The 22998-nt window shown below is 37.4% G+C and carries 16 protein-coding genes; 14 read left to right on the top strand and 2 right to left on the bottom strand.

All coding sequences use genetic code 11. From position 1 onward, the window contains the following. Positions 1–5 precede the first annotated feature (5 nt). The 6 genes from CRT24_RS16165 to CRT24_RS16140 all read left to right on the top strand — a co-directional run bounded on the left by CRT24_RS16165 (position 6) and on the right by CRT24_RS16140 (position 11000). Positions 6–866: an NAD(P)-dependent oxidoreductase gene (locus CRT24_RS16165; protein ID WP_099372217.1), complete on the top strand. Its 861-nt coding sequence runs from the start codon at positions 6–8 to the stop codon at positions 864–866. 6 nt (positions 867–872) lie between these two features. Continuing rightward, positions 873–1877: an alpha/beta fold hydrolase gene (locus tag CRT24_RS16160; protein WP_099372216.1), complete on the top strand. Its 1005-nt coding sequence runs from the start codon at positions 873–875 to the stop codon at positions 1875–1877. 23 nt (positions 1878–1900) lie between these two features. Then, the gene (locus CRT24_RS16155) at positions 1901–2641 is read left to right on the top strand and encodes a dienelactone hydrolase family protein (RefSeq protein ID WP_099372215.1); all 741 of its coding nucleotides are present in this window, start codon (positions 1901–1903) and stop codon (positions 2639–2641) included. Positions 2642–3270: 629 nt separating this feature from the next. Next, positions 3271–6504 (top strand): TonB-dependent receptor, encoded by a 3234-nt coding sequence (locus CRT24_RS16150; protein WP_257214067.1) that lies wholly within the window; start codon positions 3271–3273, stop codon positions 6502–6504. Positions 6505–6515: 11 nt separating this feature from the next. Next, a complete protein-coding gene (locus CRT24_RS16145; protein WP_099372214.1) occupies positions 6516–8390 on the top strand; it encodes a RagB/SusD family nutrient uptake outer membrane protein in 1875 nt (624 codons plus the stop codon). Between the two features lie 159 nt (positions 8391–8549). Beyond that, positions 8550–11000: a phosphocholine-specific phospholipase C gene (locus tag CRT24_RS16140; RefSeq protein ID WP_099372213.1), complete on the top strand. Its 2451-nt coding sequence runs from the start codon at positions 8550–8552 to the stop codon at positions 10998–11000. A gap of 57 nt (positions 11001–11057) precedes the next feature. On the opposite strand, the gene CRT24_RS16135 is transcribed toward CRT24_RS16140, so the two are convergent. Next, on the bottom strand, positions 11058–11903 hold the full coding sequence (locus CRT24_RS16135) for a universal stress protein (RefSeq protein WP_099372212.1): 846 nt from the start codon (positions 11901–11903) through the stop codon (positions 11058–11060). 136 nt (positions 11904–12039) lie between these two features. Here CRT24_RS16135 and CRT24_RS16130 point away from each other — a divergent pair, with 136 nt between their 5' ends. Further along, positions 12040–14721: a calcium-translocating P-type ATPase, PMCA-type gene (locus CRT24_RS16130; protein WP_099372211.1), complete on the top strand. Its 2682-nt coding sequence runs from the start codon at positions 12040–12042 to the stop codon at positions 14719–14721. On the opposite strand, the gene CRT24_RS16125 is transcribed toward CRT24_RS16130, so the two are convergent. Continuing rightward, positions 14722–15225 carry a thermonuclease family protein gene (locus CRT24_RS16125; protein ID WP_099372210.1) on the bottom strand — a complete coding sequence of 168 codons (504 nt, stop codon included), beginning with the start codon at positions 15223–15225 and terminating at the stop codon, positions 14722–14724. 321 nt (positions 15226–15546) lie between these two features. Between CRT24_RS16125 and CRT24_RS16120 the strand changes: the two genes are divergently transcribed. The 7 genes from CRT24_RS16120 to CRT24_RS16085 all read left to right on the top strand — a co-directional run bounded on the left by CRT24_RS16120 (position 15547) and on the right by CRT24_RS16085 (position 22993). Next, complete coding sequence (locus CRT24_RS16120; RefSeq protein WP_099372209.1) at positions 15547–16893, top strand: sigma-54 dependent transcriptional regulator; 1347 nt, start codon at positions 15547–15549, stop codon at positions 16891–16893. A 292-nt stretch (positions 16894–17185) separates the two neighbouring features. Further along, the gene (locus tag CRT24_RS16110; protein ID WP_099372207.1) at positions 17186–17521 is read left to right on the top strand and encodes a hypothetical protein; all 336 of its coding nucleotides are present in this window, start codon (positions 17186–17188) and stop codon (positions 17519–17521) included. Positions 17522–17525: 4 nt separating this feature from the next. After that, entirely contained in the window at positions 17526–17603 is a 78-nt protein-coding gene (locus CRT24_RS21455) for a potassium-transporting ATPase subunit F (protein WP_099372351.1), read from the top strand. Between the two features lie 20 nt (positions 17604–17623). Next, positions 17624–19312 (top strand): potassium-transporting ATPase subunit KdpA, encoded by a 1689-nt coding sequence (kdpA, locus tag CRT24_RS16100; RefSeq protein WP_099372350.1) that lies wholly within the window; start codon positions 17624–17626, stop codon positions 19310–19312. Between the two features lie 8 nt (positions 19313–19320). Beyond that, positions 19321–21330 carry a potassium-transporting ATPase subunit KdpB gene (gene kdpB / locus CRT24_RS16095; RefSeq protein ID WP_099372206.1) on the top strand — a complete coding sequence of 670 codons (2010 nt, stop codon included), beginning with the start codon at positions 19321–19323 and terminating at the stop codon, positions 21328–21330. Between the two features lie 6 nt (positions 21331–21336). Then, the gene (locus tag CRT24_RS16090; protein ID WP_099372205.1) at positions 21337–21924 is read left to right on the top strand and encodes a K(+)-transporting ATPase subunit C; all 588 of its coding nucleotides are present in this window, start codon (positions 21337–21339) and stop codon (positions 21922–21924) included. Further along, positions 21914–22993 (top strand): porin, encoded by a 1080-nt coding sequence (locus CRT24_RS16085; protein ID WP_099372204.1) that lies wholly within the window; start codon positions 21914–21916, stop codon positions 22991–22993. The genes CRT24_RS16090 and CRT24_RS16085 overlap by 11 nt, the downstream gene beginning before the upstream one ends. The last annotated feature ends 5 nt before the right edge of the window (positions 22994–22998 follow it).

Raw genomic sequence — 22998 nt, 5'->3', positions numbered from 1 at the left:
GCGGTATGGAATATAAAGATAAAATCGGATTTATAGGTCTTGGAAACATGGGTAAACCGATGGCCAAGAATTTGGAACAAGCAGGGGTACCTTTGTATGTTTATAACAGGACTCCTGAAAAGATGAATGATTTCTCAGAGAAGAGTATCCCTTGTAATGATATTTATTCACTTGTAAAGGAGTGCGATATTATTTTCACGATGTTGACCAATGATGACGCTGTACATGCTGTTTATGAAACCATTCTATCCATGGACATTGCTGGTAAATTGTTTGTGGATATGAGTACCATTTCACAAGATGCCTCCAAAGCCATTTCAGAAACCACTAAATTGAAAGGAGCAAGTTTTATCGATGCGCCTGTTGCCGGAAGTACGCAGCCGGCAAAGGATGGGACCTTAATATTTATGGTCGGCGGTGATGAAGCGGATGAGAAGAAAGTTTTGCCTTATTTGGAAATCATGGGCAAGGAGGTAAAATATATGGGTGCAAATGGTCAGGGTGTCAATGCGAAACTATGTATTAATTATTATTTGTCGATCCTCTATCAAGGCATGGCCGAGACGGTTTTATTTGCTGAAAAGATGGGGATTTCTCGTGAAAACATGATGAGCATAATAAATGAAAGTGCAAGTGGAAGTGGAGCTTCCAAAGTAAAGACATCTATGATCATCAAGGATGAATATCCGGCTGCATTTTCAATCGATTTAATGTTGAAAGATGTGAAACTAGCTGTTGAGGCAGGTGCGAAATACCCATTGACAGATAGTGTTTTAAAAACTTATCAGGGAGCTAAAGATGCAGGTTTTGCTACTTATGACGTAATGAGTGTTATTCCATTTATGGAAGATAAAAAACCTAATTAATACAACATGAGAAAGATTTATTATATCCTTATTATCTTATTAAGTTGTTCCAACATTTATGCTCAAGATGGCCGATCTGTTTTAGATATTAATCTTTCTAATTATACCTATCCTTATCCTGTAGATTCGATTGATCTTACGCCCAATCAGCAACAAGATCTGAAGATGTTTTACATGGATGTAAAGCCGAGCAGTAATTCCAATGGCAAAACCATAGTATTATTGCATGGGAAAAATTTTAATGGTGCATACTGGAAGACAACCATTGAGGCATTAACAAAAAATGGTTACCGAGTAGTGGTTCCGGATCAAATCGGTTTCGGAAAGTCTTCAAAACCTGATTCTTATCAGTATAGTTTTCAGCAATTGGCATACAATACTGATCAGGTCATCAAGCATTTGGGCATAGATAAATTTTCACTTTTAGGTCATTCCATGGGTGGTATGTTGGCAACAAGGTATACGCTTATGTATCCGGAGAAGGTGGAGAAATTGATTCTTGAAAATCCTATTGGTTTAGAGGATTGGAAGTTATATGCTCCATATATTACAATCGATGAAAGCTATCAGACTGAATTAAAGGCTAATTACGAAAGTACAAAAGCTTATCAATTGAAATTCTATTACGATAATAAGTGGAAGCCAGAATACGATGAATGGGTTTATTTATTAACGGGCTGGGTGAAAGACCCTAATTATAAAAAGGTGGCTTGGAACAATGCTTTAACTACCGACATGGTTTTCACACAACCTGTAGTTTATGAGTTCCAAGATTTGGATTTACCTACCTTATTAATCATTGGAACACGAGATCGAACTGCCATTGGAAAAGACAGGGTCAAGGATCCTGAGATTCAAAATAAGATGGGTCAATATCAAATTTTGGGTAAAGAGACTCAAAAGAAAATAAAAGGCTCTGAATTGGTTGAGTTGGATAATGTAGGTCATCTTCCTCATATCGAGGTGTTCGAAAGGTTTATACAACCCTTATTGAAGTTTTTGGCCAAATAAATTAAACTTAAAAATATCTAAACATGAAAACACATGCTATTCTAGTTTTAATGAGCATCCTATTGGGAAATATGGTCATTGCTCAGGAATTGAAAGAGGTGAACTATAAAGATGGTAACCAAGAGTTGAAGGGGATGGTTACCAATAATTCAGGTCAGAATTTACCTGGCGTATTGATACTTCCAGCTTGGAAAGGAATCGATCAAGAGGCAAAAGATGCAGCGATTGCTTTGGAGAAGCAAGGTTATATCGCATTTATTGCTGACATATATGGAGTTGGCAACACACCAACGGACAATGCGGGATCTTCTAAATTATCTTCTCAATACAAGAATGATTACAAATCTTACCAAGGAAGAATCCAAGCTGCTTTAGATGAACTGAAAAAATCAGGTGCTACTAAGATAGCGGTTATTGGTTATTGTTTTGGAGGAACTGGTGCCTTGGAAGCTGCAAGGGGAGGTTTGCCTGTTGAAGGTGTTGTATGTATTCATGGAGGTTTGGCAAAGGCTGCCGATCGTCCTAATGTTGAAATCAAGAGTAAAGTATTGGTAGAACATCCTGCTGATGACGCTTCGGTAAAACCAGAAGATTATGATGGACTGGTTAAAGAATTGAACGAGGGAAAGGCAGATTGGCAGATCATCACCTATGCAAATTCTAAGCATACTTTTACAAATCCTGAGTCAGCAGATTATAATCCAGTAATGGCGAAGCGAGCATGGAACCATACGCTTATGTTTTTAGATGAAATCCTGAAATAATAGAGATTAGATCAAATCCGATAAAAGCTACCAAATGGTGGCTTTTTTTTGTGAATTTGAATAGTGCTTAAAAGTTCTTTTTCTAGATTTTCGAAATATAGATAGATAAAATATCGAGGTTATCAACAATGCTAAAAACATAATCCATTCGCTTGACAGCGTATAATTATAATAAGAGTATAACGCTGTTAAAATAAAGGATTTCATAAAGAAAAGGGCTATTATAATAACTTTCATCCTTTTAAAATTAAAATATCGGTTTGTTTCTTCTAAGTTAATAAATAACATGTTAAAAATCAATATTTAATGTTAAAATTTTATTAATTTCATTTTAATTATTTTGTCTTGAAAAGTGTTAAGGTGTTTTTCGGGTGGAACTCATTTTAAGATATTTCAATAAATCAGCAAATTGTTACAATATTTATAAAATTCCGTAAAAATTTATGAAAATTTTAACATTATGATTTCCAATGGTTTAGGAATTGTTATATATACATTTTATTATTTATTAGGTTAAAAAAATAAAAGAAAAAGCCATTTTTTCCATGAATGAGTATTGAAAGCATGGGCATTTACCTATCTTAGGGCTACTAAACATAAATCTATAATAACTTAAACGCCTTAATTCTATGGTTAAACGCCGCCATCTTTTCAATGGAAAGAATGGGATTAAAATGCTTCGGATTGGAGGGATTAGTATGCTTCTTGGCATCAGTTCTACCACCGCATTTGCCCATTTGGCCAAAGATGCAACAACCTATGCATCGTATTGGCAAGAACAAATTACCGTTCGCGGAACAGTTAAAGACATTTCATCTGGTCAACCCTTGGCTGGAGTAACTGTTACTGTGAAAGGTACTAACCAAGCAACCACAACCGATGACCAAGGAAATTATGAACTGGAAGGAGTTCCAGGTTCTGCTACCTTAGTTTTTTCATCCATCGGGATGGAAAGTCGGGAAGTTGCAGTTTCCAACCAAACAACCGTTAATATGGAGCTGACTGCAACGTCAGACAATATTGATGAAGTTGTTGTTGTTGGTTATGGTACGCAGAAGAAAGCAACCGTTACGGGTGCTGTTTCTGCAGTAAAAGGGGATGAGCTTAAGAAATCTCCAACTGTCAATTTATCGAATACTATTGCTGGTCGTGTAGCCGGGGTTACTGCTGTTAACCGCAGTGGTGAGCCAGGTGGTGATGGTTCTGGTATCCGTATCCGTGGTACGAACACTCTGGGTGATTCATCACCACTGATCGTAATCGATGGTGTTCCAGCCCGTGCCGGTGGTTTCGAACGCCTGAATCCTGCAGATATCGAGAATATCTCGGTATTAAAAGATGCCTCTGCAGCAATTTATGGTGCCCGTGCAGCGAATGGGGTAGTCCTGGTAACAACCAAACGTGGTAAAACTGGAAAACCAACTCTTTCTTATACTTTTAACCAAGGTTATTCCCAACCAACAGTTATCCCTGAATTAGCCGATGCTAGGCAATATGCAGAGATGAGAAATGAATTGGAAATTTTCAAATTACCAGTGGAGGAATGGAAAGCTGCTTTAGATGCTTTCAACAGCACAGGCTCTTACACTAAAGCGAATGGGGATGTATTAAATGCTCCATTTACACAAGAGGACATGCAAAAATTTGCTGATGGATCAGACCCTTGGGGACATCCTAATACTGATTGGTATAAGGAAACTCTAAAAAATTGGTCTCCACAATCCAAGCATAATCTTCAATTGGACGGAGGTTCTGAAGACTTCCGCTATTTGATGTCTTTGGGTTATTTAAATCAAGACGGATATTATAAGAATTCTGCTAATGGTTATAAGCAGTATGATGTTCGTTTGAACTTAGATGCGAATGTCAATAAGTACGTCAAGTTACAATTTGGTATGATGGGTAGACAAGAGGACAGGAATTATCCTACGAAATCTGCTGCGACGATTTTCCGTATGACGATGCGCGGTAACCCTACTCAACCTGCTTATTGGCCGAATGGAATGCCAGGACCTGATATTGAGAACGGTGAAAACCCTGTTGTCATCTCCACAGATGCATCTGGGTACGATCGTAATAAACGATACTACTTCCAAACTAATGGACAGATCGATATCCAAATTCCAGGTGTTGAAGGGCTGAAAGTAACAGGTACAGCAGCCGTTGATAAATATTTGCGCAATAATAAGAAATGGGAAACCCCTTGGTTCTTGTATACATGGCAAAATGAATATGAAGATGATGGAGTAACTCCAAAATTAGTTCAAGGAAAAAGAGGTCCTGCAGATCCGCGTTTGACACAGGGTAATGAAGACCAATTGAACGTGCTTTTAGGTGCGGTTGTAAATTATGATAAAGTAATAGGTGATCATACCTTCAATATCCTTGCTGGTGTGAACCGAGAAACTATTCGCAATGACAACTTTACTGCGTTCCGTAGATTCTTTATCTCTAATGATATTGATTATTTATTTGCTGGAGGAGATGCTGAAAAAGATAATAGTGGCGGCGCTTGGGAACGAGCACGTTTAAATTACTTTGGTCGCGCGAACTACAATTACAAAGGCAAATATATTGCTGAATTGTTGTGGCGTGTGGATGGTTCATATATGTTTCCAAAGGATACTCGTTATGGATTCTTCCCAGGAGCCATGTTAGGATGGGTTGTATCTGAGGAAGATTTCTGGAAAGACAACGTGCCATTTGTAAACTATTTCAAAATCCGCGCTTCTTATGGACAGATGGGTAATGATAATGTTTACTATAATGGTGCCCTTCAAGAATATCAATACTTCTCGACGTATGGATTTGGGTCTTATATTATCAATGATGATATGGTTAAATCATTACGTGAGAGCCGTGTTCCAAATAGCTTTATTACTTGGGAGGTTGCCAATAACTATAACTTAGGTTTTGATTTTCAGTTTATGGAAGGCAAGTTCAATGCCGAAATCGACTTATTCAAGAACAGTCGTGAAAGTATATTATGGCAGAGAAATGCTTCTATTCCACAAAGTACTGGTATGACATTACCAGCTGAGAACATAGGTAAAGTAGATAACTCAGGATTTGATGTAAGCTTAGGTTACCGTGAGGCATTTGGTGAATTAGGATTTAATGTTGCTGTTAATGCCGGTTATGCTAAGAACAAGATCATCTTTTGGGATGAGGCACCAGGTGCACCAGAATGGCAAAAAAGTACAGGTAGGGCCATCAATGCAGGCTTGTACTATAACTATGATGGAATTTTCAGGGATCAAGCAGAAATTGACGCCAATACAATAGATTATTCTGATATCACTGGGAACTTACGTCCTGGGGACATGAAATATCAGGATTACGATGGTGATGGAAAAATTACACCGAATGACCGTGTACGTAGAGATATGAATAATATCCCAACATTCCAAGGAGGTGTAAATTTTGGATTCAACTACAAAAGTTTTGATTTATCTATTCTATTTCAAGGAGCTGCAGGTGCGGAACAACGTGTAGGTACTGACGAGTCAGGAGCAATTGGTAACTATTTGATTGACTTTTATGAAAATAGATGGACAGTTGATAATCCAAGCAGTGAATATCCTCGTATTACAGACCGAAGTGACCAGTATTTCTCTAATAACAATACGTATTGGTTGAGAAGTACGGACTATATCCGTTTGAAAAATGTGGAGTTAGGGTATAATTTTCCTACGGTATGGACAGAGAAAGCGAGCATTTCGAGTGCACGAATTTTCTTGAGTGGTCAAAATCTATTGACTTGGAGTAAGAACAAGGTTTTAGATCCAGAATCTGATAATGCATTAGGACAATATTATCCTCAAGCACGCATTATCAATGCCGGTATCATGGTTTCCTTTTAATAATTGATTTTATGAAATTAAAAAATAATTTACGATATATATCCTTGGCCTTCGTTGGATTATTGGCTTCATGTAATGATGATTTTGTCAATACAGAACCATTAAATGAGGTGCCACAGGAATTGGTGTGGTCAGACCCAGCGCTTGCCCAAGCGTTTGTCTATGACATATACAATGGTTTTGGAGTAGGGGGATTTTATGAGCAACAAATGGCTTCAATGACCGATGAAGCATTCTTTACTCACCCTGGCCGTGGTATTAATACGGTTACTGAAAGTAGATCGAATGCAGCCGACCAAGGCTATATTATGGATACGTATTCTTATGGTAATATGTATGCACGAATTCGTGCTACTAATATCGCCATAGAAAATTTACGATCTCCAAAATTCGACCAAGAGAGAGCGAATGAACTTTTAGGAGAAGCATATTTCCTTAGGGCTTATTTTTATCAGCAATTATTGCGTTTTTATGGGGCTGTTCCATTGGTTAAAAAGGTTTATAAGCTTGAAGATGCAGATTATTTAGCTGAGCGCAATACCTATGAAGAGTGTGTAACGCAGATTGTGAGCGACTGTGATTCAGCATCTACATTATTGACTGGTTTGTCAAAACAGGACGGTCGTGCTAGTGATGTAGCTGCCTTTGCGTTAAAGGCTAGGGTATTGACCTATGCTGCTAGTGATTTGCACGATGTGCCAACGGCAAAAGCCAAGTCTGCAACGATTAGCAGTTATTCTAATCCTGAATTCCTAGGTTATGTTTCTGGTAATCGCGCGGAAAGATGGAGAAAAGCTAGAGATGCTGCCAAAGTCGTTTTGACGAAATTAGACTATGCTTATAAGTTGGACTTAACTGCTCCTGCTACTGCAGAAGAAGGTACTGCCAATTATATGGATATCGCCATGGGCGGTGGTAGTAACGTTGCGAATGTAGATGGCAAGAAAGATTTGATCTTAGGCAGATTCTTTAAGGATATTAAAGATGAGCGTGGGGGATGGGTTGGCCGTGACAATGGTCCGAATGGTTACCATAACTGGTCAGGTAACACACCAATACAATTATTGGTTGATGACTACGAGATGCGTACCGGCGTGAAGTTTAGTTGGGATAATGCAGCACATAAAGCAGCACCTTATACGAATCGCGATCCACGTTTTTATGCTACCATTAGTCATGATGGTTCCAACTGGAAACCAAGAACTGCGGATGTAGCACAGAGAGATCCAGCAAATCAAATCCAAACAGGTAGATATGAAGTAGGTAGTGGTTCAGGAACAAAGCGAGTAATTCCTGGATTAGATACTAGAAATAGCCCTATCGAAGATTGGAATGGTTCATATACGGGCTATTATTACAGGAAATTCGTAGATCCAAACCCAAGAATAGAAGACCAAAACACAAGACAGCAAATTCCATGGCCGTTATTACGCTATACCGAGGCGGTTTTGAACTATGTAGAGGCTTGTATTGAGTTAGGGGAAGAAGCTGAAGCTAAAACTTGGTTAAACAAAATTCGTTTCCGTGCTGGTATGCCAGCTATTACAGATGCAGGTGCTGCATTGAAAGATAGATACAGAAATGAAAGAAGAATTGAGTTAGCTTATGAAGAGCACCGCTTTTTTGATGCGAGACGTTGGATGATTGCACCGACTACATTAGGCCGTAAGGTAACTTTGGTCAATATTTTCGGTGCTTTGAAACCAGGTAAAACGGTATCAGTTTATAAGTATGACCCTAACAATTACACTTATACTTATACAGTTAGTAACTTGAACCCGGGGATTGAAAATAGAAGTTGGAATGACAAGATGTATTTCAGTTCATTCAACCGTGATGAGATCAACAGGAATACCAAATTAGTACAAAATCCTGGTTACCAATAGGATTAGGTAAGTATATAGATTGGCCCAACCTCAAGGTTGGGCTTTTTTGTGTAAAAATGTTAAGGATTTACTAAGTTTCGATTAATTTTTAAGGTTGAATTGGTTAAATTGAATTTTCAACTGATATAAATTGTAGATTAGCGACCTAAACTGATTTTAATGGATACTAGGAGAGAATTTATCAAAAAAGCGTCTATGTTGGCAGGAGCAACTGCAGCAATCAATTTCATACCTGAATCTATACAACGCGCCTTAGCCATTGATGCAAATCCTGGCAGCACCTACTTGGATGCGGAGCATATTGTTTTTTTGATGCAGGAAAACCGTTCTTTTGATCACTGTTTTGGGACATTAAAGGGAGTTCGTGGATTTAATGATCCAAGAGCCATGCGTCAGCCGAATGGTTTACCAGTTTGGTTTCAGCAAAATAAAACCGAAGAGATTTATTCGCCATTCCATCTTGACATTGTCAACACTAGAGCTACCTGGATGGGGGATCTTCCACATGGTTGGCGCGACATGGTCATGGCAAGGAATGAGGGAAAAATGAATAATTGGCTCGAAGCCAAAAGGCCCGGTGATCCTGAATATAAGCATATCCCATTGACTATGGGATATTATGAGCGGAAAGATATTCCATTCTACTATGCCTTTGCAGATGCATTTACAGTTTGTGATCAACATTTCTGTTCATCATTGACAGGAACTAGTGCCAATAGATCTTATTTTTGGTCAGGTACTATCCGTGAGGAACCTTTTAATCCAGAATCTACCGCGCATGTCGACAATTATCAGATAAATTATAAGGATGTTTCTTGGAAGACCTACCCAGAACGTCTACAGGAAGCTGGTATTCCTTGGAAAGTATATCAAAATGAACTAAGCTTACAAGTTGGTTTTGAGGGCGAGGAAGAAGATTGGTTGGCAAATTTCACAGATAATAACCTTGAATTTCATAAACAGTATCAGGTAAAATTCCATCCAGCATATTATGCAGTTGCCCAAAAGAAAGTAAAGGAAATTGAGCATCTCTTGACCGTGGCGAAATTTGCAAATCAAGAGGCCTATGAAAAAGTTGTCAAAGAATTAAACGGCTATAAGGCTGATATAGAGCAATATTCTCCAGAGAATTTCAAGAAATTGAGCCAACAGGAGCAAGAGATTCATTTGCGTGCATTTACTACAAATGTAAAAGCAGCAGATTATCATCAGTTAACAGAGATTGATGGTCCTGATGGTCAAAAAATACAAGTACCGAAAGGAGATATTTTTCACCAGTTTCGGGAAGATGTCAAATCAGGTAACCTACCGACGGTTTCTTGGTTGGTTGCACCTTGTCGTTTTTCGGACCATCCGAGTTCACCTTGGTTTGGAGCGTGGTATGTTTCAGAAACCTTGGATATTTTAACAGCTAATCCTGAGGTTTGGAAGAAGACCATTTTTATACTGACCTATGATGAAAATGATGGTTATTTTGATCATATTTCTCCATTTGTTCCTCCTTTGACCAATAAAGAAGGGACAGGTGCAGTTCCGAAGGGGTTGAAGACAGAGGATGAATACGTAACAGTTGATCAGGAAAATAAAAGAACCGGTAAAACGGTGGCTTTACATGATAGCCCAATCGGCTTAGGATATCGAGTACCGATGGTGATTGCTTCTCCATGGTCAAAAGGGGGATGGGTCAATTCAGAAGTTTTTGATCATACTTCTACTTTGCAGTTTTTGGAACATTTCATTCAAAAAAAACACAACAAATCTGTTGTCGAATCAAATCTAACAGAATGGAGGCGGTTGGTTTGTGGGAACTTAACATCTGCATTTAGACCTTTGCCAGATGTTCAGCGCCCAGCAATTGATTTTGTAAATCGTAATAAATATGTAGAACGTATTTATTCTGCAAGAGATAAATCAGCTCCAGGAAATTTTGAGGCCAAATCAATTGGCAGCCTCGCTTCGATTCAGAACAATCTTTCAGCAAATACCAGCTTAAACCTGCAAGAGAGAGGTACTAAACCTGCTTGTGCAATTCCTTACGATTTGGATGTTAACATGCGCATTGAATCCGGCAGGCTGAAGTTTGAATTTTTAATTAAAGGTGAACTGCCTCAAACAAAAAATGTTGGGGTGCCATTTCAATTAATATCCCATACAGCTTATGGCAATTCTAATGAGATTGGTAAAACCTGGAATTTTGCTGTAAATTCTTCTGAACCTCTGCATTATGAAATTGATTTGTCAGACATCAAAAACGAAACTTTCTGTTTCTCAGTGCATGGTCCTAATGGATTTTACAGAGCATTCAAGGGCAATGTGAAATCAAGCTTTCCTTCAGTTTTATCAAAGACCATTGGTAAAAAAGATGTTTTTCAAACAACTAGTAAATCAAAGGTTGAATTACTGATAAGAGATGCCTCTTATGGTAGAAAAGCAAAGACTATAAGGGCAAATAGAAATTCAGAACTATCTTGGTCTCTTGAAGATTCATATGGGTGGTATGATTTTGAGGTTACATCGAAACAAGATCCGAGTCTTTATTTGAGATTTGCTGGCCATGTTGAAAATGGGAAACCAAGTATTACAGACCCTTTGATGGGAGGTTTTGTTTAATACGACTGCAAATAGATATTTTTTACTGTGGTGGTTGCCAACACACGCCACAGTAAATTAATTTTTCAAAAAATACGTAGGGATACTTAAGGTATTTGCAATGGTTTTTGCTAGATCTTTTGAAAAAAGACTTGCAAAAAAACTCTTGCGAGTATAGGTAACCAATAAAATATCGATTCCTTCCTCGGCTATCATTTGATTGATAATATATGGTATAGGTTCATTGATATCGATACGGTTTATCATTTCCTTACTTCTATATTCGATGTTGTTTATTCCCATTTGTTTAACAATTCTATCCTGCCAAAAAAGAATATTTTCTGTGTCAATATTTCTTCCATTTTCGGTTACATGCAATAGAATTAATTCCAATCCAGGGCTTGTACGGTTTATAAAGCTATCTAGTAATTCTAATTCTTGATTTTTGAAATTCGTAAGTATACCGACTTTTTGAAATTTGAATTCTTTATAATCTTGCGGAACAGCGATCACGCCAATAGGCGAATGCTGAATTAATTCAAAAGTATTGCTACCCAAGACATAGCCTTTAAATCCTCCTTCACCTTTGGTGCCCATTACAATAAAGGCAACGTGATTTTCTTCTGCTACCTTAAGGACAGTATCAGTCAGATTTCCTTCCATGCAGGCAAATGAGATCTGTAGTTGGGGATATTTAGTTTTCACTTTGTGTTCCCACTTATCCATCTCACTGAAAGCAGCGTCTTCATAATGTTTAGCGACTACCTCATTGAATTCTGCAGTGCCCAAAATTTTTCCAAAAGTTTGATATACATGCAGAATATGTAAATCAAAATTGAATTTATTCGCCAATTCTGCTGCATAATTAGTGGCTACCCATGCATTTTCTGAAAAGTCTGTAGGTAAGAGAATGGAATTTTTCATAGGATACAATAAGGTTATGAATGTCTATGTAATTTACGAAATATTTTTTTATTGAGATTCAATACTTAAAAGTGATAAGTGTCATCAAATTTATGATCATATAGAACTATTTTTGATTATTAGGTATTAAGTAGGTATGGCATCAACTAAAGAAATCAATCAACCAAATTTTTATTCACAATCAATTGAAGAGTCTTTGTCTCAGTTAGAGGTAGACCCGAAGAACGGACTGACTACTTCTGAGTCTGAAACAAGGCTAAATGAATATGGTAAAAATAAGCTGGAGGAGAAAAAAAGGAAGTCCATTTTTATGATGTTCGTTGAACAATTGAATGATTACCTTATTTATGTTCTATTTGCTGCAGTTGCCATTACCTTTTTTATGGGTGAATACACAGATGGAATCATCATATTGATTGTAATCTTTATCAATGCATTCCTGGGCTTGTTTCAGGAAATAAGAGCGAATAATGCTATTGATGCTTTAAAAAATCTTTCGCATCCGAAGGCTTTGGTTAGGCGAGACGGAAAGACAATGGAGATTGATTCTGAGCTTTTAGTGCCTGGGGATATTGTTTTACTTGAAGCCGGGCGAATTATTCCTGCCGACCTAAGGCTGGTAGAATCTGCAAGTCTTCAAATTGATGAATCTGCTTTGACGGGAGAATCTGTTGCTGCAGAAAAGGATGCTGAAGTGCAGCTGGAAGAGGATTATATCCCATTGGGAGATCGCATAAATTTAGCTTATATGTCCACCTTAGTAACCTATGGTCGAGGATCTGGTGTTGTTATAGGTACAGCGAACAATACTGAGGTAGGTAAAATTGCAGGCTATTTAGATACGGATGATAATGAAAAAACACCTTTAGAAATCCGATTGGATCATTTAGGTAAGACTTTAGGAAAAATAGCAATTGGAGTCTGTATTTTAATTTTTATCATCTCATATTTTCAGGGTAGAGATCTCACTGAGATGTTCTTAACGTCAGTTTCATTGGCTGTAGCTTCTATTCCTGAAGGATTAGCAGCAATTGTTGCCATTGTATTATCCATTGGGGTTACCAAAATGGCAAAACAAAATGCGATTATCAAAAAGCTGCCAGCAGTGGAGACCTTAGGCTCGGTTACCATAGTGTGTTCTGATAAAACTGGGACATTGACCCAAAATAAAATGACAGTTCAGGAAGCATTTACCTTTAGTGACGGATTGATTTCGGTAGATGATGAAGCGGAAAATACATTTGAGGAAAATTTGCTGGCGGAAGCTATGGTACTAGCTTCTGATGCAACTTTAGAAAATGATAAACAGACCGGTGATCCTACTGAGGTAGCTTTGTTGTCACTTGCGGATCAATGGGAAATGGATAGAAAAGAATTAGGTAACAAGCAACCTAGAGTTGATGAATTAGCATTCGATTCTGACCGTAAAATGATGTCAACTCTACATTCTGTTGATGAGGAATATATTCTTTACACCAAAGGAGCAGTAGATAATTTGATTGAACAATGTAACTATGTACTTCAAGATGAAAAGGAAATTGAAATAACTGAAGACCATAAAAAGGAAGTGTCGAAGGCGGTGGAAGAAATGTCCAACAAAGCGTTAAGGACGTTGGCGGTAGCCTATAAAAAGACCAGTTCGAAAATTGAAAAAGAAAAATTTGAAGAAGACTTAGTGTTTATTGGCGTTGTTGGTATGATTGATCCACCCCGGGATGAAGTAAAAGATTCTATCCAAAAAGCAAAAGATGCTGGAGTAACTACCATAATGATTACTGGAGATCATGCCAATACTGCCTTTGCCATTGCAAAAGAACTGGGCATAGCGGATAATCAAAATCAGGTTACTACGGGAAAGGAAATCAACAATGCAAGTTATGAGGATTTGGAGAGTCATATTTCCGAGTACAGGGTTTTTGCAAGAGTCTCTCCTGAACACAAAGTCAATATTGTGAAGGCTTTTAAAGCTAAGGGCAATATCGTATCCATGACTGGTGATGGTGTAAATGATGCTCCTTCGTTGAATGCTGCAGATATAGGCGTTGCTATGGGGATTACAGGTACTGACGTGGCAAAAAATGCTTCGGATATGATCTTGGCAGATGATAACTTTTCTACGATTATTGGTGCTATTGAACAAGGTAGAAATATCTTTAATAACATAAAAAAGTCTGTTATTTTCTTGTTGGCTAGTAACTTAGGAGAAGTTGTTGCAATGTTGGTTTCCATTGTTGCTGGTTTGCCTGTTCCTTTATTGGCAACCCAACTTTTATGGATTAATTTAATTACGGATACCCTTCCGGCGGTTGCATTAGGCATGGATCCAGGAGATCCTGCGGTAATGAAAGAAAAGCCAAGGACTATAAATGAGAATTTTTTCTCGCATGGCGGAACACGGAAAATATTAATAGGGGGAATATTGATAGGGTTATTGACTGTGGTTGCTTTTTTAATCGGATATTTTGAACATGGATATAATCCTATGAACGATGATATTCCAGATGATATTCATGCCTATGCAAGGACAATGGCATTCCTAACGATTATTGCATCACAATTGTTTTATTCCTTGTCCTTTAGAAGCGAATATAAATCTATATTCCAAGTGGGAATATTTTCAAACAAGTATTTGGTAGTAGCAATAATTTTAGGCTTTGGATTGCAATTGATGGTTCTCTTTATTCCATTGATGCGGAATGCATTCAAGCTTCAATTAATAGGCCTTAATGATTGGTTGATGGTCTTGGGATTAGGATTGGTGCCGTTGATCGTCAATGAAATCATTAAACTATTCTTAAAGCGGTCGGAGAACAAATAATTATTTAGCATTTAATTTTCTCATCTCACGTTGGTATTTTCTAAATTCCCAAGGTGCGACTGAATTTTTTAGAGACCAGATATTTCTTTTGTAAAGTTTAGCTTCTGCCTCAGCAGCTGCATATTCTGTTGATTTGTCAAATTGAAGGAAATGCCATGCCAAGCCTGATTTTAATAAAGCAAGGTTGATTTCCAGGGAATCGATATACACTTTTCCGATTGCTCGTTTATAATGGTCATATTTAAGGATTTCTACATTTACCTCTTTTTGAAAGCATAACTGGCCAATATAATCTTTGGCTACTTGATAATAATCTTGTTTTCTTTCGGGACAATCTATTCCATGCAATCTTATACGATGTTGTTGATTCAAACTATCTAGAATAGTAATTGTATCACCATCGGAAATTCGAACTACTTTTCCTTTTAATATTTCTTGGGCATATGCTTGTTGAAAACAAATTGAAAGAATTAGAAATAGATAGAAAATTGATTTGGTAAACATCCTGCAAAAATAACCTTTAAGGCATGATTTAGGTAAATAATTTGATTTTATCCTGTTGCATTTTTAATGAGTTTAAAATCAGTGTATTAAAGTTTACTTTGCTTTAAAAGGGAAGAAATATGGGTTTTTAAAATGTTAAAATATGTTAAGAACAAATTTCATTGACGCGAATTGGTGTTTAGATGCGTTAGAGTAGTAATAAATTTCATAATTTAGGTTAATAATTGGTTTGATAAATCCCGTGGCTCCCCGCCGCGGGATTTTTATTTTGCAGTATTTGGGATTTTATTGTTATTCATATTGGAAATACTAACTTCGTTTATGCATAAGAAGATTTTACTTATTGATGATGAGGATAAGCTGCGAGAGTTATTGGCGAGAATTATCCAACTAGAATGGGAAGATCTTGAAGTATTTCAAGCTTCTACCTTAAAATCAGGTTATCAGATATTGAAGACTAAGGAAATTGATGTTGTCTTATGCGACGTTAAATTACCAGATGGGAATGGTGTTGAGGCAGTCTCAGAGATTAAGAAATATCAACCTCAATCTGAAGTTATATTGATGACTGCTTTTGGTCAGATTCCAGATGGAGTGCAGGCCATAAAAAATGGTGCCTTCGACTACATCACTAAAGGAGATGACAATAATAAAGTTATTCCATTATTGCATAAAGCTTTTGAAAAAGTTGAGTTAGTAAAAAAACTTATAAAGTTAGAGGAGAAGGTAGGCAAAAAATATTCCTTTGATCAAATTATTGGAGACTCCAAAGAGATCCATAACGCAATTAATCTGGGTAAAAAGGTTTCTCAGACAGATGCTTCTGTTTTGTTATTGGGAGAAACTGGAACTGGTAAAGAGGTTTTCGCTCAGGCTATCCATTATGAGAGCAAGCGTAATTCAAAATCATTTGTTGCTTTGAACTGTTCTGCAGTCAGTAAAGATTTATTAGAATCTGAAATGTTTGGCCATGTTGCTGGATCCTTTACTGGTGCTGCCAAAGATAAGAAGGGATTATTTGAAGAAGCTAATGATGGTACATTATTTCTTGATGAAATAGGCGAGATGCCATTGGAACTACAAGCAAAGTTACTTCGTGTCTTGGAAACTGGCGAATTTCTTAAAGTCGGCGAAACAACCCCTACAAAAGTGAATGTTCGATTGATAGCTGCAACTAATAGAAACTTAGAACAGGAAGCTGAAGAAGGGCACTTTAGGGAGGATTTATATTACCGGATTTCTGTTTTTACAATTAACTTACCCGCTTTAAAAGATAGGAAATCTGATATTCCGCTATTAATTGAGCACTTTGTAAAGGTAAATGCTGCAAAAATGAATGTTCAAATTCCCGAGGTTGAACAATCATATATTGATCTTTTGGGCAAGCACAATTGGAAAGGTAATGTGAGAGAATTAAAGAATGTTATTGAACGAAGTTTGATTTTAATAGAAGGAAATAGTCTCGATGAACGGTCGCTGCCTTATGAATTCTCCATTGATGATAAAGGTACAGCAAGTGGCGCCAAGATGTCACTATCAGAAATTGAAAGAAAGCATATTCAAAAAGTATTGGCTTATACTAAGGGAAATAAAGCTGAGGCAGCAAGGCTTTTGGAAATTGGAGTGGCTACACTCTATAGAAAAATTGAAGAATATAAGATTTCTTAATGTTTTAAAATACGGATAAATCATTCTCAAAATGATAAGAACCCTATCAAAATGATAGGGTTTTTTTATGGCTCAATCTCTAAAAAATATTTGTAATTATTTGGTATACAGTTGGTTGTTGTGTTTTTGTTTTTCATTGGAACAAGTTTGGCATTCAAGGTCAAAATGAAATAGAAAAGATAAATAAACACATTAAGTAACATGATTTTAACTATCGCATTATTGATTTTGGGCATTCTTTGTTTTGCCATTTTTTACAAATCAGTTGATTTTTTTGATAAGATCTAAAACTATGGAAAATAAAATAATATCAACCGTAAAAGCGTGGATACCGGGATGTTTCCATGATGATAAGGAGGAGTCTGAATATGAGATTCTTCAACATGTGGCAGAATATTGTTTGATGAACTTTGATGGGTCTGATGAGGATCAGAAACTTGCTAAGGAGGCTGTTCATGTCATAGGTATTTTATATGGAGGTGGATCCCTACATATTAAAAATGCCATTGAAAATGAGTTTTTGGAACGACTTGCCACAAGTGAATCGCCAGCAAGTTTAAGAAAGCACCTTGCATGTTTTCCCAAAGAAATGAGATCCATTTATATGAAAACCATTTTAGAAAATTAGAGATATGGTAGCATTATTAATTGTAGCCATCATGGTTTTTCTATACACCATGTATGTGCTCTTGAATCCTGAAAAATTTTAAGGACATAAAAAATGAATTTAATAAATACAGATGTATGGGGAGTAATTGCCATGTTTTTCATGACAATCATTATTGCGATTCCCTTAGGAAAATATATAGCAAATGTGTTTTCAGATAAACCAGGTTTTTCAGATCGCATATTTGGTCCGCTAGAACGAGTAATTCTAAAGTTGACTGGAGTTGACGCGAAAAAGGAAATGGGCTGGAAAGAGCATTTGATCGCTTTGTTGACCATCAATCTTGTTTGGTTTGTGGTTGGTATGCTGATTTTAATGTTCCAGGCAAATCTTCCACTGAATCCCGATGGTAATCCAAATATGTCACCTGATCTGGCTTTTAATACAGTCATTTCATTTTTGGTGAATTGTAATTTGCAGCATTATTCAGGAGAGACTGGGGTTAGTTATTTTTCCCAAACAGGATTAATGTTCCTTCAGTTTGTCAGCTCAGGTGTTGGCATTGCTGCGGCAGTGGTACTGTTCAAGGCATTAAAGGATAAAGGAAGTAAAACATTGGGTAATTTCTATGATATCTTTTTGAAATCATGTACCCGTATTTTATTGCCTATTTCTTTTATTGTTGCCTTAATTCTTGTTTTTCAAGGAACTCCGATGACTTATGAAGGCAAGGACAGTATGATCAATCTTCAAGGAGATACCGTTGAAGTTTCCAGAGGTCCTGTTGCGGCATTTGTCGCTATAAAACATGTGGGTACGAATGGGGGAGGTTTTTATGGTGCTAATTCAAACCATCCCCTTGAAAACCCAACCTATCTTACCAATATCGTTGAAATGCTGGCTCAGTTTATAATCCCAGTGGCCATGGTATTTGCTCTTGGGTTTTTTATAAATAAGAAAAAGCTATCCTGGATGATCTTTGGGGTAATGACTATTGGTTTTCTATGTTTAGCAGTTCCGAATGTTTTGATGGAGAGCGAGGGCAGTCCTGCTATAGAGCGCTTGGGAATCAATCAAGATTTAGGTTCTATGGAAGGTAAGGAGATTCGTGTAGGTTCTGCTGCATCGGGCTTTTGGTCCATAGTAACTACAGTAATTTCCACAGGTTCCATAAACTCTATGCATGATAGTTCGATGCCGCTATCAGGGATGAACCAAATGCTGGCCATGATGATCAATGCGTTTTATGGTGGTAATGGAGTCGGTATACTTAACTTTTTCATATTTATCATTCTAGCAGTTTTTATTTCTGGCTTAATGGTAGGCCGGACTCCAGAATTCATGGGGAAGAAAGTTGAAGCAAGGGAAATGAAGATCGCGATGATGGTTGCATTAATTCATCCTTTTCTAATATTAGTAGGCACAGCGATAGCAGCAGCTTACCCTAGTATTGGAGCAAATACAACAAATGACCCTGGTTTTCATGGTTTCTCAGAAATGCTATATGAATTTACATCAGCTTCAGCGAATAATGGTAGTGGATTTGAAGGCTTAGGCGACAATACTTTGTGGTGGAATATCAGTACAGGTATTGTGCTTCTATTCGGAAGGTTTATTCCGATAATTGGTCCGGTAGCTATTGCTGGGTTGTTATCAGAAAAGCGATATATCCCTGAAGGTGCAGGGACTTTGAAAACTGATACTGGGAGTTTTGGTTTTATGGTACTCGCCGTAATCGTAATTGTTGCTGCCTTGGCATTTTTTCCAGCTTTGACCCTAGGTCCGATAGCTGAATATTTCACAATTAAATAAGAATAGTAATGAAATCAAATAATCCATTTTTTGACCCTGAGTTATTGATGGTATCCTTTAAAGAAGCTTTTATAAAACTCAATCCAAAGGATATGCTTAGAAATCCGGTGATGTTTACTGTAGTGGTCTGTACTGTTGTGATGGCCGTTGTATGTATCGCAATATTAATGGGGGATAAAAGTCAAGGCTCTTTAGGGTATAATTTTATAGTGTTCTTGATATTACTGATCACCTTATTGTTTGCCAATTTTGCGGAATCATTGGCTGAAGCTAGGGGTAAAGCCCAAGCAGACAGCTTACGTAAAACAAGAGAGGAAACTCCCGCAAAATTAAAAGATGGTAGGACAATTTCGTCGTCACAATTGCAGAAAGGTGATGTATTTATATGTGTTGCTGGAGATATCATAGCAAGTGACGGAGAAATCATTGAGGGTTTGGCAACTATTGACGAGAGTGCTATTACAGGTGAATCTGCACCAGTAATTAGAGAAGCTGGTGGTGATAGAAGTTCTGTAACTGGCGGTACAAAAGTTTTGTCTGATGAAATCACTGTATTGGTAACTGCAACTGCCGGGGAGAGTTTCTTGGATAAGATGATTGCTTTGGTCGAAGGAGCCAAAAGACAAAAAACTCCAAATCAAATCGCTTTGACCATTCTTCTAGCAGGATTTACTTTAGTCTTTATTTTGGTTTGTGTGACTCTGAAGCCTTTTGCTGATTATTCCAACGTGCCGATAAGTATTGCAGCATTTATCTCGCTGTTTGTGTGTCTTATACCGACTACTATTGGTGGTTTATTATCGGCCATTGGTATTGCAGGTATGGATAGAGCATTGCGGGCAAATGTTTTGACCAAATCAGGGCGCGCTGTCGAAACTGCTGGAGATGTGGATGTTCTATTATTAGATAAAACAGGTACAATTACTATTGGTAACCGTAAAGCAACCAATTTCCATCCTGCTCCGGGAGTTGATCATGTGGATTTGATACGAGCAGCAACTTTAAGCTCCTTGTATGATGAAACTCCTGAGGGAAAATCTATTGTAGAATTAGCAGGCTTGGATGTTACTCCTTTTAAATCGGAGGAGGCAAAATTCATCAAGTTTACTGCAGAAACAAGATGCTCTGGAGTAGATATGAGTAACCAAAGAATTAGAAAAGGAGCGACTGATTCCATCAAAAAATTAGTAGAAGGTGCTGGTCATGCTTTTCCAAATGAGGTGATGAATATAGTTGAAAAAATCTCAGGAAACGGAGGTACGCCTCTGGTAGTTTCAGAAAATGAGATTCCATTGGGAGTTGTTGAACTGCAGGATATCGTGAAGCCAGGTATACAAGAGCGGTTTGAGAGATTGAGGAAGATGGGGATCAAGACTGTTATGGTTACTGGTGATAACCCATTGACTGCAGGGTATATTGCTAAAAAAGCTGGGGTTGACGATTTTATTGCAGAGGCAAAGCCAGAAGATAAAATGAATTATATCCGTAAGGAACAAGGTGAGGGTAAGTTGGTTGCTATGATGGGTGATGGTACCAATGATGCTCCTGCCTTGGCCCAAGCGGATGTTGGGGTTGCGATGAACAGCGGAACGCAAGCTGCGAAGGAAGCCGGAAATATGGTGGATTTGGATAATGACCCTACCAAGCTAATTGAGGTAGTTGAAATTGGTAAGCAGTTGCTAATGACCCGAGGTACTTTGACCACTTTCAGTATCGCCAATGATGTTGCCAAGTATTTTGCGATTATTCCAGCTCTTTTTGTGGCTTTTATTCCAGCCTTGGCACCCTTAAATATTATGGATCTCAAAAGTCCAGAATCCGCTATTTTGTCCGCTATTATATTTAATGCGATCCTAATTCCTATGCTTATTCCTTTGGCATTAAAAGGTGTGGCTTATAAACCTATAGGAGCATCCGCATTATTGCGTAGAAATATCCTAATATATGGATTTGGAGGTCTTATCGTGCCATTTATCGGCATCAAATTAATAGATGTTTTATTATCTGTATTTATATAATTAATCATGAAAACACATGTATTACCTGCGATTAAAATGACCATTTTAACATTTGTTTTATTCGCAATATTATATCCATTGGTTGTTTGGGGTTTTGCACAGTTGAGCCCAAACCATGGAAATGGTTTCCTAATTGAAAACAATGGGAAATCCTATTACGAAAATATTGGACAACAATTTACTGAAAACCAGTATTTCTGGTCACGTCCATCTGCTGTCGATTATAATGCAGCAGGTTCTGGTGGTAGCAACAAGTCGGGATCTAATCCAGAATATATAAAGGAGGTAGAGGACCGGATAGCCCATTTTATGTCACAGAATCCAACGGTTAAAAGAGGCCAAATCCCGACTGAGATAGTTACCGCTAGTGGTAGTGGTCTTGATCCACATCTTTCTGTTAAAGCTTTGGAAATTCAAGTTCCTAGGATTGCGAAAATGCGAAATATAGAGGAAACAGAACTTTTAAGATTAATTGAAAATCACATCGAATCACCATTGTTAGGATTTCTAGGACCAGAAAAGGTTCATGTCCTTGAACTTAATATTGCCTTAGATAAAATGGCTGGAAAGAAAGGAGTGGAAGATGTTAAATAAGTTTTTAGGATGCGCTACATTTTTCATAGGACTAGGCATAGCAGAAGCACAGGAATCAAAGGACTCATTACAATCGAACTTGACTTTCGGTGGATATGTTGAAAGCTACTATACCTATGATTTCAATAAACCGGAAGATCATAAAAGGCCAGGATTTATTTACAGTCATCATAGAAGCAATGAATTGTCTGTAAACCTCGCGATGATAAAGGCTAACTTTTCTAATTCAAGGGTTAGGAGCAACTTAGCTTTGGCAGTTGGTAGTTATATAAATGCCAATTATGCTGCCGAAGAAGGAGTTTGGAAGAATGTATATGAGGCCAATTTAGGATATAAATTGCTAGAAAACCATGAACTATGGATAGATGCTGGTGTTTTGCCTTCCCATATTGGTGGTGAGAGTGCTATTGGGTTGGACAATATTAGCCTATCTAGAAGTTTGTCAGCTGAGAATTCGCCTTATTTTGAAACAGGGGCTAGATTGTCTTATACTACAGATAATGGCAAGTTTTATTTAGCTGCTTTGGTACTAAATGGTTGGCAGAGAATTCAATTGCCAAATTCTAGTAAGGGAATGTCTTTAGGTCATCAGATTCAATACAAACCAAATGAATCCATTGTTCTAAACAGTAGCTCTTATTATGGAGATGAAGGAACAGACAGTACTAGATTTTTTCACGATCTATATGGTCAAGTAAATATAAATTCCAAATTCAATCTTTTGGCAAATTGGGATTATGGAGTTCAAACACAACCCCTCATATCTGAAAATTTTAAGTGGTGGAATGCTGGACTGCAATCTAATTATTTGTTCCATCCAAAATTGAAAGGCAATGCTAGGCTTGAATATTTCAATGATGAAGATGGTGTGATTTTCGGACGCTTTGATAATCTGGGAACCAATATATTGGGTTATTCATTGGGGATAGATGTTGATCTTTATAAAGGATTGATGTGGCGGACTGAATTTAGGGGTTTGAATTCAACAGAGAATACATTTACAGATCGAAAGTCTGAGAGCTATGATAAATCCTATACTGTAAGTACAGCAATAGGTTGGAAATTCTAGAATAA

It is taken from the genome of Sphingobacterium sp. 1.A.5 (genome assembly GCF_002734235.1).
Taxonomy (GTDB): domain Bacteria; phylum Bacteroidota; class Bacteroidia; order Sphingobacteriales; family Sphingobacteriaceae; genus Sphingobacterium; species Sphingobacterium daejeonense.
The sequence above is the reverse complement of the archived record's forward strand: the minus strand, read 5'-3'. Positions and strand labels throughout refer to the sequence as shown.

Coding starts and splice junctions, on each gene's coding strand:
- CRT24_RS16165 (WP_099372217.1), top strand. CDS start 6: ATGGAATATAAAGATAAAATCGGATTTATAGGTCTTGGAAACATGGGT.
- CRT24_RS16160 (WP_099372216.1), top strand. CDS start 873: ATGAGAAAGATTTATTATATCCTTATTATCTTATTAAGTTGTTCCAAC.
- CRT24_RS16155 (WP_099372215.1), top strand. CDS start 1,901: ATGAAAACACATGCTATTCTAGTTTTAATGAGCATCCTATTGGGAAAT.
- CRT24_RS16150 (WP_257214067.1), top strand. CDS start 3,271: ATGGTTAAACGCCGCCATCTTTTCAATGGAAAGAATGGGATTAAAATG.
- CRT24_RS16145 (WP_099372214.1), top strand. CDS start 6,516: ATGAAATTAAAAAATAATTTACGATATATATCCTTGGCCTTCGTTGGA.
- CRT24_RS16140 (WP_099372213.1), top strand. CDS start 8,550: ATGGATACTAGGAGAGAATTTATCAAAAAAGCGTCTATGTTGGCAGGA.
- CRT24_RS16135 (WP_099372212.1), bottom strand. CDS start 11,903: ATGAAAAATTCCATTCTCTTACCTACAGACTTTTCAGAAAATGCATGG.
- CRT24_RS16130 (WP_099372211.1), top strand. CDS start 12,040: ATGGCATCAACTAAAGAAATCAATCAACCAAATTTTTATTCACAATCA.
- CRT24_RS16125 (WP_099372210.1), bottom strand. CDS start 15,225: ATGTTTACCAAATCAATTTTCTATCTATTTCTAATTCTTTCAATTTGT.
- CRT24_RS16120 (WP_099372209.1), top strand. CDS start 15,547: ATGCATAAGAAGATTTTACTTATTGATGATGAGGATAAGCTGCGAGAG.
- CRT24_RS16110 (WP_099372207.1), top strand. CDS start 17,186: ATGGAAAATAAAATAATATCAACCGTAAAAGCGTGGATACCGGGATGT.
- CRT24_RS21455 (WP_099372351.1), top strand. CDS start 17,526: ATGGTAGCATTATTAATTGTAGCCATCATGGTTTTTCTATACACCATG.
- kdpB (WP_099372206.1), top strand. CDS start 19,321: ATGAAATCAAATAATCCATTTTTTGACCCTGAGTTATTGATGGTATCC.
- CRT24_RS16090 (WP_099372205.1), top strand. CDS start 21,337: ATGAAAACACATGTATTACCTGCGATTAAAATGACCATTTTAACATTT.
- CRT24_RS16085 (WP_099372204.1), top strand. CDS start 21,914: ATGTTAAATAAGTTTTTAGGATGCGCTACATTTTTCATAGGACTAGGC.